Here is a 14,211-nt window from a genome sequence, read left to right as displayed (position 1 = left end):
CGACATTCGTCCGGGCGGGGTTTCGCGCGTTTCCGTGGTCGACCACGCATGCGGGTGATTCGGCTCACGCCCGCGTCAGTTCGGTGACCCTACCCTTACATACTCGCCGTCCCCCGGGTAGCGTCTGAGGGGTGAACCCGGCCACGGACGGAAGGGGACGAGCGTTGAGTGCACCGACCCGCACCCGACCCCGCGGCAGCTGCCTGCGCCTGTCCGGGGTGACGGTGGCCCGCCGCGGCAGCGTCCTCATCGACGATCTGAGCCTGACCGTGCGCCCCGGGGAGGTGCTCGGGGTCTCGGGCCCCTCGGGATGCGGGAAGACCACCCTCCTGCGCATCATCTCCGGACTCACCACGGACTTCTCCGGCGACGTCATCCGACCGGAGGGGCGGATCGGGATGGTGTTCCAGGAGCCGCGTCTGTTGCCGTGGCTGACGGCCCGGGCCAACATCGAGCTCGTGCTACCGGGCCTGCCACGCGGGGAACGGACCGCGACGGCCGACTCCTGGCTCGACCGGGTCGGCCTCGGCGACGCGGCGGAGCTGCCGCCGGGTGCGATGTCGGGCGGGATGCGGCAGCGGGTCTCCGTGGCACGTGCGATGGCGACCGAACCCGCACTCCTGCTCGTCGACGAACCGTTCGCGGCACTCGACAAGCCGCTCGCCCGACGCCTGCGCCGACTGCTGCTCGACGTGATCACCCGGGACACCGTCACCGTCTGGGTGACCCACGACCCCGACGAGATCGCCGAGGTGTCCACCGCGCGCCTGGCCTTCGATCCTCCGGGGGAGATCTCCGTACAACCTCATCCACCGACCGCAGAAGGAAGCGGAACACCATGAGCCACACAATCAGGACACGCGTCACGGCGGTCGCCGCACTGGCCGCGCTCACGCTCGCCGGCTGCTCGTCGGAGCCGGAACCCACGACGGACGCCGGAGCCGCAACCGCATCCGCGGCCGCCGCGGCATCCGGGGGCGCCACGGACACCGACCGGGAGAAGATCCCGCGCCTGCGCGCCTACCTGCACAGCACCATGGCGTTCGGCGCACCGATGATCAACTTCGACAGGGACGGTGAACTTCAGGAGTACGCCGACGAGGTCGACGTCGACTACTGGGACAGCGTCGACCAGCTGCGCGCCGCGATGATGCAGGGCGACGCCCAGGTGGCGGCCACCCCCGCGTACACCGCCGCGAACCTCTACAACAAGGGGGTCGACGTCCGACTCATCGGTCAGGTCGTGTGGGGGATGCTCTACGTCCTCGGGCCCGACACCGCCGAGGAGGGCAACTGGGACGGCCTGAAGGGACAGAAGGTGGCGGTCGTCATGCCGGGGGAGATGGTCGACCTCGTGTTCAGCTACCTCCTGGCGGAGAACGGCCTGGACAAGGAAACCGACATCACCTACGTGCCGGTGAACGATCCGCGTCAGGCGGTCGGCATGCTCGCCAAGGGAGAGGTCGACTGGGCCGTGCTGCCGGAGCACCTCGCCACCGTCGCGTTGAAGAAGACCGCGGATTCCGGGAAGAACCTCAAGCGGGTATTCAACCTCCAGGAGGAGTACGGCAAGGCCACCGGCGGGCCGGCCCGGTTCCCCATGGCCGGCCTGATCATGCCCGGCGAGCTCGTCGACGCCCACCCGGAGCTCCCGGCCGCGGTCCTCGAGGAGGTAGCCGACACCACCGCCAAGGTCAACGACGGTGACGATGCCACGATCAGGGCGATCGCCGAACAGTACGAGATGCCCGAGCCGCTCGTCCGGGACATCATCCCGCGCCTCAACCTCGAGGTCGTCCCCGCGTCGGAGTCGCGGAAGCAGTACGAGGAGTTCCTGGAGGTCCTCGCCACCGTCAACCCGGACGTCTACGGCGGGACCCTGCCGGACGACCGCTTCTACGCCGAGTAGGCGATGAGCCCGGACATGACCCCGCCGACAGGTGCGCGTCACGCGGCCGCCTGGATCCTCGCGGGTGCCGTCGCACTGCTCCTCTGCTGGTACGCCGTGAGCATCGGTCAGCTCGAGTACGTTCTGCCGGGTCCGGTACGCACCGCCCGGGCGCTGGGCGGGCTCATCGCGGACGCAGATTTCTGGGCGGCACTCGGCCTGACCATGGCGCGGGCCGCGGGAGGACTCCTCTGCGGCGTCGTCGCCGGTCTCGTGTGGGGTGTTCTGGGAGGGGTGTGGATCCGGGCCTCCTGGTTCGGCCAGCCCCTGCTCCAGGTGCTCCTGGCCACCCCGCCGATCATTCTCGTGATCCTGGGACTCACCTGGTTGGGCGCCAACGGGTGGGTCGCGGTGCTCGTCGTCGCGCTCGTGACGACACCGCTGATCGCCGCGACGACGGAGGAGGCGATCCGGGGCATCGACCACGATCTCGTCGAGATGGCCCGCGTCTTCGGTCTCACCCGCGCGGAGGTCGTCACCCGGGTGATCCACCCGATGGTCGCGCCCCCGGTTCTGGCGGCGACGACGGTGGCGCTGGGGCAGGGGATCCGGGTCACGGTCATGGCGGAACTCCTCTCCACCGCATCCGGTGTCGGCGGTGCCGTGCGCATGGCGCAGATCAACATCGACACACCGATCATCTTCGCCTACGCGGTGGTGCTCACGGCCGTCACCTTCGTCCTCGACAGGTCGGTGGTCCAGCCGTTGCGGGAGCGGGCCAACAGTTACCGCGCCGCGTACGGGGTGGCGGTCTGACGGCGCGGGCACCGGTGCCCGGTCAGCGGTCGTGCGGCCGACGGCTGTGGTGGCGTAGAGTACAACCGGCCGTTCCACGACCGATCCCGTCGCCCGCCCCGCAGTCGCCGCATCGGACGGGATCCGACCGAGACACCGTCGACCCGAAAGAAACTATCCTGAACAGATGGCCAGGCGAACATCCTCCGTGCCCAATCCGGCAGCCGCGGTGAAGGAACTGCTGCGCCCCGGTGTCCAACGACTGCGACTCAGCTGGGTCTCGATCCTGCAGGGCGGCATAGCCGCGGGCCTGTCCTGGTGGGTCGCGGTGAATCTCTTCGGCCACGAGTCGGTGTTCTTCGCGCCGATGGCCGCGATCATCGTCATCGGGCTCACCGGCGGTGACCGGCTACGGCGCGCGGTGGAACTCAACATCGGCGTGCCCCTCGGCGTCGGGATCGGCGACCTCCTGGTCACCTGGCTCGGCACCGGGACCTGGCAGATGACGCTCATCGTGCTCCTCGCGCTGACGGTGGCCGTGCTCGTGGACAAATCGCCCCTCGTGTCCACGCAGGCGGCCATCGGCGTCGTGCTCATCGCCACGATCTTCCCGCCCGGGACCTCGGGCGGTATCGACAGGATGCTCGACGCTTTCATCGGCGGCACCGTCGGCATCATCGTCATCGCGCTGATCCCGAACTCCCCGCTGCGCGGGGGACGGCAGGAGATCGCCACCATCCTCACCATCGCCGGACACGTCCTCAAACAGGTCGCCGTCGACCTGGCCGACGGCAACACGAAGGGGATCAACGCCGCACTGCAGGAGGCGCGCGGCACCCAGGCGAACATCAACAACCTGATCGCCGCCGCGAAGACCGGCCGGGAGGCGGCGACTGTCTCCCCGCTGCACTGGCGGAACCGGCGCCGGGTGAAGTCACTCATGAGGATCCTCAATCCGGTGGACAACGCCATGCGGAACACGCGGGTGCTCGCGCGCCGGGCGCTCGTGCTCACCGAGGACGGGGACGACGTCAGTGCCCGGCAGATCGCGGTCCTCGAGGAGATCGCGGACGTCATGACGGCCCTCGGGGACCTGTTCGACCGCGGCGAGCGGGTCGGCACATCCGAGCGGATCCCGCAGCTCGTCCGGCGGCTCCGCGTACTGGGGGCGATGACCGGCCCGGAGGTCGCCGACCGGAAGGTGCTGTCCGCGCAGATGATCCTCGGCCAGTCGCGCTCGATCATCGTCGACCTTCTCCAGATCTGCGGCATGTCCCGTAAGTCGGCGCAGGCCGCGCTGGCGCCTACCAGCGCGCACCCGCACGTCGATCCCGAGGTGTAGCTCCATCCGGCTGCGCGGGGCACCGGGAGAGTCCGGCCGCCGTCCGGGGCCGACCGGACGGCGGCCGCACAGGGTTCCGGAGCGCGATACCCCGACATCGGTCATTTGGCGGCGGGAATGAAACCCTCGAAAGCCGGGTATGGCCCGATTATTATCGGTGTCAGAAATATCTCACCGTGCCCCGTGCAGGGGAGAGAGGCAAGTGGAACGATCATGGACCGAAGTGTCCTCCAGTCACGTCCCGTGTGGGCGGCCTCCGCCGCTCTGGTGCTCGTCCTCATCACCAACCTGCTGGTCAACGGCTGGCAGCTCACCGGCGGATTCGCCGTCCTGGCGGTCAGTACGGCGATCGTGCTCGTCGCCGTCATCGCCCGTGCGAAAAAGCAGGGGGATCCGGCCTCCTGAGTGTCGACGGGGTGCCGCCGCGAGGCCCGGACTCCGGGTTGTCGGCGGTGTCCCCGGGTCACGGCGGTTCCGGGACCGGGGTGACGGTGCAACCCCGCCGCCGAGTGTGGTGCAGGTCAGGGCTGCCGGACGATCTGCAGGTCCCGCAGGTGCCGGTAGAACGTCACCCGTTCCGCGGGGCGGGGACGGGAGACTCCGTCCACCGTGATCCGCAGGTCCGGTCCGCCGGCCTGCAGCGCCCGACCCGTACGCAGGGTGGAGGGATCCACTGTCCCCGACGGCCGCGCCCGCCGGAGGATCCGGTCGGTGAGGCCGCCGGACACCGGCTCGAGGGGGGTGTCGGCGACCACGGCGGCGATCCCCGGGGCGTCGAGCATGGGGACGAGCCGGGCGCCGTAGCGGCCGGTGCGGGGTGCTCTGCGGCCTGCCCTGTGGTTGAGCAGGGTGTCGTCGTCGACGATGACCTCACCGGTCATCTCCGCCGCGGGTTCGAAACAGGAGACCGTGGCGCTGCCGGCGACCGCGACCGCGGAATCGTCCCGGATCAGCGGAGCCGGATGGACGTGTCCGCCCAGTGCGAGGGCGAGGGCGTCGAGTGGATCGGAGGGGAGCCCGAAATTGGCCGCGGCCGGGGAACCGGGATCGACCGGAACGTATCCGACCTCGACCCACATCCGGTCCGAGCGCATCAACCGGGTCAGCACCGCCGAGAGGGCCGCATCCGTGCCGCAGACGACCACCCGCAGCACCTCCTCCGGTTCCTGGGGGGCACGTTCCGGGGCCCCCAGGTGGTCGACGTCGGGGCGCTTGGCGATCTCGTCCAGACCCGGGGTGGGGTCGACGGGGAGAACGGCGCGCGCCGCCTCGTCCAGGGGGGTGAGATCCCTGCGCGTCGGGACCTCGGGGAGCTCCAGCACCTCGAGGGTGTCGACGCCGTGGAGCCCCCGGACGTCGTCGAGCACGGACCGGTTGACCGGAAGATCGTCGCAGCCGCCACAGGCCAGGAAGAGCACTCGCATGGTCAGAGATGATACGCGCGTGGACGTGAGGGGTAGGATCGTGAGACGTCTGTGCCGCGCTCGCCGCGGCGAAGCTGTCGAGCTATCGGAAGAGGCGTGTTAGAACATGGCCGCAATTGTTGTAGTGGGCGCCCAGTGGGGCGACGAGGGTAAGGGCAAGGCCACCGACATCCTCGGATGCCAGGTCGATTACGTGGTCAAGCCGAACGGCGGGAACAACGCCGGTCACACCGTCGTCGTCGGTGGTGAGAAGTACGAGCTGAAACTCCTGCCCGCGGGTGTCCTGAGCGAGAACGCCGTCCCCGTCCTGGGCAACGGAGTCGTGATCAACCTGGAGGCCCTGTTCGACGAGATCGACGGCCTCGAGGCCCGTGGGGCGAACGCCTCCCGGCTGCGGATCTCCGCCAACGCCCACGTCGTCGCGCCGTACCACCAGGTACTCGACCGGGTGCAGGAGCGGTTCCTGGGTAAGCGTGCCATCGGCACCACGGGGCGCGGGATCGGCCCGACCTACGCGGACAAGGTCTCCCGCGTCGGCATCCGCGTGCAGGACATCTTCGATGAGTCGATCCTGCGCCAGAAGGTCACCTCGGCGCTGGACGTGAAGAACCAGATCCTGGTCAAGATGTACAACCGCAAGGCCATCGACCCGGAACAGATCGTCGACTACTTCCTGTCCTACGCCGACCGGCTCGAGCCGATGGTCATCGAGGCCGAACTCGAACTGAACCGCGCCCTCGACGAGGGCAAGCACGTGCTCATGGAGGGCGGCCAGGCGACGATGCTCGACGTCGACCACGGCACCTACCCCTTCGTTACGTCCTCGAACCCGAGCGCAGGCGGGGCGTGTGTCGGGTCCGGTATCGGCCCGACCCGCATCACGTCCTCCCTGGGCATCATCAAGGCCTACACCACCCGCGTCGGCGCGGGCCCGTTCCCGACGGAGCTGTTCGACAAGTGGGGTGAGTTCCTGCAGACCACCGGTGGCGAGGTCGGCGTGAACACCGGCCGCAAGCGCCGCTGCGGCTGGTACGACTCCGTCGTCGCGCGCTACGCCAGCCGGGTCAACGGCTTCACCGACCTGTTCGTGACCAAGCTCGACGTGCTGACCGGTATCGGTGAGATCCCGATCTGCGTCGCCTACGACGTGGACGGCACCCGTTTCGACGAGATGCCGACCAGCCAGTCCGACTTCCACCACGCCGAGCCCATCTACGAGACGATGCCCGCGTGGGAGGAGGACATCACCGGCTGCCGGACCTTCGGGGAGCTGCCGCAGCGCGCGCAGGACTACCTCAACCGCCTGGAGGAGCTGTCCGGCTGCCGCATCTCCTATGTCGGTGTCGGTCCGGGTCGGGACCAGACCATCGTCATCAACGACGTGATGGAGCCCTGAGCCGCACTCCGCTGAAGCGAACCCCGCACCTGTGGGTGCGGGGTTCCTTCCGTGTCCGGGGTCGATATCGTGCCTGCTCACCGGTTATTTTGTCACGGATCTCCGAGGTGGGGAATAGGGTCGGATGTTTTGTTGTTGTGTCAACAAGATGTGCCGAGTGCAGCATCACCCATCCCGCAACACGCCGATGGGACAACCGACCAAGGAGCAACCATGACCCGTACCCCGACCGATATCGGCCTGCTGATCATCCGCCTCGTCTTCGGCGGTATCCTCACCGCGCACGGCTTCCAGAAACTCTTCCTGACGGGCCCCGGCCAGACGGGCGCAGCATTCGCGAACATGTCGAGCCTCCCCGCCCCCGAAATCATGGCGTGGGTCGCCATCATCGTCGAGCTTCTCGGCGGTCTCGCGCTCATCGCAGGTGTCGCGACCCGCACCGCGGCGATCGCCGCCGCCGTCGTCATGGCGGGCGCGATGGTCACGGTGCACCTGTCCAACGGCTTCTTCAGCACCGACGGAGGCATCGAGTACACCCTGATGCTGTCGGCCATCGGTGTCGCGCTCGCGGTGACCGGTGCGGGACGCTACAGCCTGGATGCCGCACTCGGGCGCGCGGGACGTGGCATCCCCACAGACCGCATCTGACGAAGGCGCACCCAAACGTGAGGGGCCCCGATCCGACGACGGATCGGGGCCCCTCACTTTCTCAGACGTATCTGCGGACCTTCCCGAAGATCTCCGGCCACGAGCTGTCCAGCTTCCGGGCGGACACCCTGGTTCCCGCCACGTACACGACGGTGCTGATGACGACGATCCAGGCGATCCCGCCGAGGAACAACGGCGAACCGACGCCGTCACCCCGGCCGATCGCCATCATGACGATCCCCGGCACCAGTGGCAGCCAGACGCCGAGCAGACCACCGAACGTCGCGATGAACGCAGCACCGGAGTAGCCCGACCGGTCCTTCATCGGGTTCGTCCCGGGCCGGGCCGCGGGGAACGGATTGAACACGCTGAGCAGTGATCCGAAGCCGAGAGCCGCCGGGATGGCGCCGATCGTCGTCACCGTCGTCAGCACCCACAGCGGGGAGAACCCGCTGAGGACGCCGAGCGCCGTGTCGTAGAGCACCACCGCGGGGACGGAGATGGTCGCCGCCACCGCGGCCCGGGCCCGCACCATCACCCGCGCCGGGACACCGGCGGTCATGTGCACCCAGTTCGCCGGGCCGTCGTAACCGTAGGCGTTGGCGACGTACTGGACCGTCGCCGCGACCATCATGCACGCGCCGAACCACTCCACGGGGCTGTCCTCGTTGGTGGTCCCGAGAACCAGGAAGAACACAGAGAACAGTGGTAGCGAGACCAGGTTGTAGAGCAGCCGTGAGTCCCGCGTCCAGTACATCAGGCCCCGCGAGTAGACGGCCCCACCGACCGTCGCCGGCACTCCGGGCAGCATCAGCCGACCCCGCGACCGGGACCGGGAGCCCGTGGAGCTCTCGGTCACCTGGGTGAACGATCTGGTGAGCGCCCGGCGCCAGGCGCCCCAGAGCACGGGAAGCAGGACGATGCCGATGAGCGCCTGGAGGGCTGCGGTCCCCCAGGCGCCGTCGGCCAGGCTGCCCGCGGCGCCACCCGCTCCGCCGAAGGGGGTGTACCCGAGGATCCGGGTGATCCTCGCGGTGTCCACACCGATCGTCGAATTCACCACCAGATTGAAGCCGATGATGACGGCGATGAATGCCACGCCGCCGGCCATGGACAGCTTCTCCCGGCGGGAGCGGCCACCGGACAGCACGCCGAGAACCATCCACGCCTCAGCGCCGCAGAGGCTCAACCCGAGAGCGGCGACCACGGCCAGGAACCAGAACGGGATGACCCACGCGTGGCCGGTGAGCACCAGCCCGGCGGTGCCGAAGCCGAACGTGATCAACGAGTTGAGGACCACGAGGTAGCCGCGGGACTGGAGGAGCGCCGCCAGCATGAACCCCGGGAGCAGTTCCCGGGCCGCCACCGGCAGCGGCGCGAACCAGCCGGGGGTCAGCTGGTTCTCGCTGGACGGATAGATGAATGCGAGGACCCAGTACGCCAGCACACCCACCCCGAGTGACAGGGAGAGCGCGGCCTGGTTCCCGTCCAGCTGCTCGGCGAGGGTCAACCCGCCTAGAGACAGGGCCCCCATCAGACCGTAGATCCAGATGAAGATGATCATGAACCACTGCGATCTCTGCGCCTTCAGGGAGCGCTTCCGCAGGGTGCGGTGGAGCCGGAGCAGCGTGCGGGTCACCGGGCATCACCCGCGGCTCCGGTCCCGTCCGCGGACGGGGTCGAACCGAGCCAACCGAGGGTCCCCTCGTCGAGCTCGCCACCGCCGACGAGGTCGATGAAAGCGTCACCCAGCGATCCGGCGCCCCGGACGTCATCGACGGTCCCGGAGGCGACCACCCGGCCACCGGCGATCAGCGCGACGTGGTCGCAGATGGACTCCACGAGCTCCATGACGTGGGAACTCATCACGACGGTTCCGCCGCCGTGCACGAAGGCGTTGAGGATCGAGCGGATCACCCGCCCCGACACCGGATCGACGGCCTCGAAGGGCTCATCCAGGATCAGGATCTGTGGCCGGTGCAGCAGGGCACCCGCGAGCAGGATCTTCTTCGTCATGCCCGCCGAATAGTCGACGATGAGTTTCTCCCCGGCGTCGGTCAGGTCCAGGGCGTCCAGCAGGCCGTGGGCACGCTCGGCGATGGTCCCCGGTTCCATCCCCCGCAACCGACCGAGGAACTCGAGGTACTCGGCTCCACTGAGCCGGTCAAACGTGGGCAGGCCGTCGGCGAGCAGACCGTAGGACCGCTTCGCGTCGAGGGCACCGCCACCCCAGACATCGGCGCCACACACCCAGGTCGCACCCGTGTCCGGGCGGAGCAGACCCGTGGCGATGGTGATCGCCGTCGTCTTCCCGGCGCCGTTCGGGCCGACGATCCCGTAGAAACTCCCGTGGGGGATGTCGAGGGAGAGATCGGCGACGGCGGGCTTGTCCCCGAACCGCTTGGTGACACCGCGCCAGGCGAGCGCCACAGACGTCGGATCCGGGTTGAGGGGATCGAGATGGGCTGAATCGTCGGGAAGAGTCATGGAAACAGTGTGCGTCCCGCCGGAGCGTGGCCGCAAGGGTTTCCACCAGAATCAACCCGTGGGCTGACGGATGGCGCGAGACACCCGCCGCAACCGGCTAGTCCTCTTCGGTCGACGGAACCACGGGCTGCTCGGCCGACCACGGGAACACGATCCACTCGTCGGTGTGCTTCCAGACGAAGTCGGGCCGGATCACCGACTGGGACTTTCCGTACAGCACGGCGGAACGACACTCCGCGCCGGCCTTCTCCAGGATCTCGAGGACGAGGGCCAGGGTCCGCCCGGAATCGGCGACATCGTCGACGACGAGCAGTTTCCTGCCGGCGATGGCGGAGGTGTCCAGCAGGGGTTCCAGCAGCACCGGGTCGGGCAGGGTCTCGTGGACGTCGGTGTAGAACTCGACGTTCATCGTGTCGGCGAGCTTCACCCCCATCGCGTAGCTCAGCGCACCGGCCGGAAGGAGGCCGCCGCGGGCGACGGCGATGATGATCTCCGGGTCGAAGTCGCTGTCCACCACGATCTGGGCGAGTTCCCGGGACGCGGCACCGAAGCCCTCCCAGGTCAGAATTTCCTTGGTCTCGAGATCGGTCGAGTCTGCATGGTAGGCCATGGGTCGATGGTAGCGGTTCCGGTCCGCGGATGCCGTACCGTGTTCCGGTGGGCGACCGGCACGGCAGCAGGGAGCGCCCCATCCTCTCCCGCGGCGTCCGCCCCTGTGCGATACTGCACCACGAGAAGCGCCCGTAGAAAAACGTGAGGACACGGTAGATGTACACCCCAGAGATGATCGGAACACCGCAGACCGGCTCAGCCACCCGGGTCCTCCTGCTGGGGGCCGGGGAACTGGGCAAGGAGGTCACCATCGCCTTCCAGCGTCTCGGCGTGGAGGTGCACGCTGCGGACCGGTACGAGGGCGCACCCGCGGGGCAGGTCGCCCACACCCACCACACCCTGGACATGACCGACGCGGCGGCCGTCAGGGCACTCGTGGAGGAGGTCCGCCCGCACTTCATCGTCCCCGAGATCGAGGCGCTGGCCACCGACGCCCTCGCCGAGATCGAGGAGGAGGGCCTCGCGACTGTCGTCCCCACCGCGCGCGCCACCCGGCTCACCATGAACCGCGAGGGTATCCGCCGCCTGGCGGCCGAGGAACTCGGTCTGCCCACCAGCTCCTACGCGTTCGCCTCCACCCACGCGGAGTTCGTCGAGGCGGTCGGGGAGATGGGTTTCCCGTGCGTGGTAAAGCCCGTCATGAGTTCCTCCGGGAAGGGCCAGAGCGTGATCCGCGCCGCCGACGAGGTCGACCGTGCCTGGGAGTACGCCCGGGCCGGGGCGAGGGTCGCGGGAGACCGTGTCATCGTCGAGGGGTTCGTCGAGTTCGACTACGAGATCACGCTGCTCACCGTGCGCTCGACGGACCCGGCGACCGGACAACCGGCGACCTGGTTCTGCGAGCCCATCGGCCACCGTCAGCAGGACGGCGACTACGTCGAGTCCTGGCAGCCGATGCGGATGAGCCCCGCCGCGGCGGACAACGCCCGCTCCGTCGCCGCGCGCATCACCAACGCCCTCGGGGGGCGGGGGGTGTTCGGCGTGGAGCTCTTCGTTCTCGGGGACGACGTCTACTTCTCGGAGGTCTCGCCCCGGCCCCACGACACCGGCATGGTCACCATGGCGTCCCAGCGGTTCTCCGAGTTCGAACTCCACGCCCGCGCGATCCTCGGTCTGCCGATCGACGTCACCCTCATCTCACCGGGCGCCTCCGCCGTCATCTACGGCGGTGTCGATGCCCCGGCCGTGAGCTACAGCGGCCTCGGCGCCGCGCTCGCCGTCGCCGAGGCCGACGTCCGGATCTTCGGTAAACCGGAGGCGTTCACCCGCCGCCGGATGGGCGTCGCACTGGCCACCGCGGAGGACACCGGCACCGCCCGCGAGCGCGCCACCGCGGCGGCCTCCGCCATCGAGGTGCACGCACCGGGGGGGCCGACCCACTGAACACGGCCCCTCGGTTCCACGGTGCATTCCCGCCCTCGGGGTGGCGGCCCGTCCGGGGTGCCCGCCCGGTGCCGACGGAACGCTCATCTGCTGCACGAAACGATGACCGCTGTATAGAATTTGCGTATGGCAGACAACGACGACCACGACGACCGTACAGTGACCCCCGCCTACGCGGGCCGTTTCGGCGCCGGTGAGGTTCCCTCCCACCGGCTTCCGGACGATCCCATGGATCCTGACGCCACCTACCGTCTCATCCACGACGAGATGATGCTAGACGGCAACGCCAGGCTCAATCTCGCGACGTTCGTCACCACGTGGATGGAGCCGCAGGCCGAGAAGCTCATGGCCGAGGCGTTCGACAAGAACTCCATAGACAAGGACGAGTACCCCTCGACCTCGCGCATCGAGGAACGCTGCGTCGCCATCATCTCGGATCTGTTCCACGGCCCCACCGGTACCGGTGCGATCGGCACCTCATCCATCGGGTCCTCGGAGGCGGTCATGCTCGCGGGCCTCGCCATGAAGTGGCGGTGGCGGGCCCGTCGTGCCGCGCAGCTCGGTGTCGACCCCGGGGACGTCACCGAGCGCCCCACACTGGTCCTCGGAACCAACGTGCAGGTCGTGTGGGAGAAGTTCTGCCGCTATTTCGATGTCACACCCCGCTATGTGTCGATGTCCCCGGGCGACTACTGCGTGAAGCCCGATGAGGTCGCCGCCGCATGTGACGGGACCACGATCGGTGCCGTGGCGATTCTCGGCACCACGTACACGGGTGAATACGAGGACGTCGTCGGAATCTGTGCGGCACTGGACTCGCTGGCCGCGGCAGGGGGACCGGACGTACCCGTCCACGTCGACGCGGCCTCCGGTGGCTTCGTGGCTCCCTTCCTCGACCCCGACCTCGAGTGGGACTTCCGTCAGTCACGCGTCGTCAGCATCAACGTCTCGGGCCACAAGTTCGGGCTCACCTACCCCGGCATCGGGTTCTGTGTGTGGAGGGGTGCGGAGCACCTCCCCGAGGAGCTGGTGTTCCACGTCGACTACCTCGGCGGGGACATGCCCACCTTCACGCTGAATTTCTCCCGTCCCGGAAACCAGATCGTCGGTCAGTACTACAATCTTCTCCGCCTCGGACGCCGCGGATACACCGAGGTCATGACGGCGCTCCGCGACACGGCCACCTGGTTGGCGCGGGAACTGGGCGGGGATTCCGCCGCCGAGGTCGTCTCCGACGGCTCCGCCATTCCTGTTCTGACCTGGCGCTACCGTGATGTCAGTGCCTATCAGGTCTCCCATGAGCTGCGGTGCGACGGGTGGCAGGTACCGGCCTATCCGCCGCCGGAGGGCGCGGAGCAGGATCCCATTCTCCGTGTCGTCGTGAGGGAGGGCTTCTCCCGGGACATGGCGGAGTCCTTCCTCGACTCCGTGGATCGCGCGCTCGGGCGCATCCGTGATGCCGGGCCGGTGTCCGGGGAACGGTCTTTCGCGCACTAGGCGTCACAGCCCCCGCCCCGGTCACCTCGGACGACCATGGTCCCGGGGCGGGAGGTGATGGTGCGATCGTGTGACGGGTCCGGTCGATCCCGCACCACGACGTCGAGGTGCCCGTGCCCACGGTGTGTGGAGTGGATCAGTGTGCGGGGCGCAGCATCGGCAGATGCGTCATCCCGTCCCAGTCGAATTCGTCACCGCAGACCCGGAACCCGTAGCTCTCGTAGTAGTCCCGGAGCGCGGTCTGCGCGGTCAACGCGACGTCGGCGCCCGGGTTCTGCTCCTTCGCGAGCTTCAGTGCGTCCTTCATGATCTCGGCACCCAACCCGGTGCCACGTGCCCCGGGGGCCAGGCAGAACCGCCCGAACTGCCAGAGGACACGCTCGTCCCCGATGTCGACCCCGCCACCGCACTTCGCCCGGAACCCGGCACCGGTGTCCGGATGGATGCGGGCGTAGCCGGCCAGTGCACCGGCACGGTCGTTGGCCCGGATGTGGAGGGTGTCCGGCAGGGCGTCGGTGTCGTCGATCTCAGCGTAGGGGCACTGCTGCTCGTTGACGAAGACATCCACCCGCAGCTTGTAGATCCGGTGCACCTCGAGGGCGCTCATCTGGTTCAGATTGGACACGGTGAAGTAGGTGTTCATCCCTCAAGCATACTGTCAGCTGTCCGGGGCACCCCAGTCCCGGTGGGTGCCCCGGACACCGGGAGCCCCCGTCCCACCGTGGAGGCCACGGGCGGG

Annotated in this window: 14 protein-coding genes; 9 read left to right on the top strand and 5 right to left on the bottom strand. The window is 68.7% G+C overall.

Features of this window, described 5'->3' with window-relative positions; genetic code table 11:
* Positions 1–164: 164 nt before the first annotated feature.
* From KRX55_RS08450 to KRX55_RS08430, 5 genes are all read left to right on the top strand, one after another.
* Positions 165–842, top strand: coding sequence for an ABC transporter ATP-binding protein (locus KRX55_RS08450; RefSeq protein ID WP_218407317.1), 678 nt, complete (start codon positions 165–167; stop codon positions 840–842).
* Positions 839–1,909 (top strand): ABC transporter substrate-binding protein, encoded by a 1,071-nt coding sequence (locus KRX55_RS08445; RefSeq protein WP_218407316.1) that lies wholly within the window; start codon positions 839–841, stop codon positions 1,907–1,909. Before KRX55_RS08450 ends, KRX55_RS08445 begins: the two co-directional genes overlap by 4 nt.
* Positions 1,910–1,924: 15 nt before the next feature.
* Complete coding sequence (locus tag KRX55_RS08440) at positions 1,925–2,704, top strand: ABC transporter permease (protein WP_218407315.1); 780 nt, start codon at positions 1,925–1,927, stop codon at positions 2,702–2,704.
* 166 nt (positions 2,705–2,870) lie between these two features.
* Positions 2,871–4,025 (top strand): FUSC family protein, encoded by a 1,155-nt coding sequence (locus tag KRX55_RS08435; RefSeq protein ID WP_218407314.1) that lies wholly within the window; start codon positions 2,871–2,873, stop codon positions 4,023–4,025.
* 213 nt (positions 4,026–4,238) lie between these two features.
* Positions 4,239–4,430 carry a hypothetical protein gene (locus tag KRX55_RS08430; protein ID WP_218407313.1) on the top strand — a complete coding sequence of 64 codons (192 nt, stop codon included), beginning with the start codon at positions 4,239–4,241 and terminating at the stop codon, positions 4,428–4,430.
* Between the two features lie 116 nt (positions 4,431–4,546).
* On the opposite strand, the gene KRX55_RS08425 is transcribed toward KRX55_RS08430, so the two are convergent.
* Positions 4,547–5,449: a hypothetical protein gene (locus KRX55_RS08425; RefSeq protein WP_218407312.1), complete on the bottom strand. Its 903-nt coding sequence runs from the start codon at positions 5,447–5,449 to the stop codon at positions 4,547–4,549.
* 106 nt (positions 5,450–5,555) lie between these two features.
* On the opposite strand from KRX55_RS08425, the gene KRX55_RS08420 reads away from it, so the two are divergent.
* Together KRX55_RS08420 and KRX55_RS08415 are read left to right on the top strand one after the other, a co-directional pair.
* Positions 5,556–6,845 carry an adenylosuccinate synthase gene (locus KRX55_RS08420; protein WP_218407311.1) on the top strand — a complete coding sequence of 430 codons (1,290 nt, stop codon included), beginning with the start codon at positions 5,556–5,558 and terminating at the stop codon, positions 6,843–6,845.
* Positions 6,846–7,058: 213 nt separating this feature from the next.
* Complete coding sequence (locus KRX55_RS08415) at positions 7,059–7,493, top strand: DoxX family protein (protein ID WP_218407310.1); 435 nt, start codon at positions 7,059–7,061, stop codon at positions 7,491–7,493.
* A gap of 61 nt (positions 7,494–7,554) precedes the next feature.
* Here the strand turns inward: KRX55_RS08415 and KRX55_RS08410 are convergent, their stop codons facing one another.
* From KRX55_RS08410 to KRX55_RS08400, 3 genes are all read right to left on the bottom strand, one after another.
* A complete protein-coding gene (locus KRX55_RS08410; RefSeq protein ID WP_218407309.1) occupies positions 7,555–9,132 on the bottom strand; it encodes a hypothetical protein in 1,578 nt (525 codons plus the stop codon).
* Positions 9,129–9,980 (bottom strand): ABC transporter ATP-binding protein, encoded by an 852-nt coding sequence (locus tag KRX55_RS08405; protein WP_218407308.1) that lies wholly within the window; start codon positions 9,978–9,980, stop codon positions 9,129–9,131. The genes KRX55_RS08410 and KRX55_RS08405 overlap by 4 nt, the downstream gene beginning before the upstream one ends.
* Positions 9,981–10,077: 97 nt before the next feature.
* Complete coding sequence (locus KRX55_RS08400) at positions 10,078–10,590, bottom strand: phosphoribosyltransferase (RefSeq protein ID WP_218407307.1); 513 nt, start codon at positions 10,588–10,590, stop codon at positions 10,078–10,080.
* A 158-nt stretch (positions 10,591–10,748) separates the two neighbouring features.
* Here KRX55_RS08400 and purT point away from each other — a divergent pair, with 158 nt between their 5' ends.
* Together purT and KRX55_RS08390 are read left to right on the top strand one after the other, a co-directional pair.
* On the top strand, positions 10,749–11,975 hold the full coding sequence (gene purT / locus KRX55_RS08395; protein WP_218407306.1) for a formate-dependent phosphoribosylglycinamide formyltransferase: 1,227 nt from the start codon (positions 10,749–10,751) through the stop codon (positions 11,973–11,975).
* Positions 11,976–12,101: 126 nt separating this feature from the next.
* The gene (locus KRX55_RS08390; protein WP_218407305.1) at positions 12,102–13,472 is read left to right on the top strand and encodes a glutamate decarboxylase; all 1,371 of its coding nucleotides are present in this window, start codon (positions 12,102–12,104) and stop codon (positions 13,470–13,472) included.
* A gap of 136 nt (positions 13,473–13,608) precedes the next feature.
* Here KRX55_RS08390 and KRX55_RS08385 read toward each other — a convergent pair whose 3' ends face one another.
* Positions 13,609–14,115, bottom strand: a complete 507-nt coding sequence (locus KRX55_RS08385; protein WP_200256439.1) for a GNAT family N-acetyltransferase — start codon at positions 14,113–14,115, stop codon at positions 13,609–13,611.
* Positions 14,116–14,211 lie beyond the last annotated feature (96 nt).

Origin of the sequence: Corynebacterium sp. TAE3-ERU16, from assembly GCF_019209935.1 — a bacterium.
Classification (GTDB): domain Bacteria; phylum Actinomycetota; class Actinomycetes; order Mycobacteriales; family Mycobacteriaceae; genus Corynebacterium; species Corynebacterium antarcticum.
This window is presented reverse-complemented; position numbering and strand designations above follow the sequence as displayed.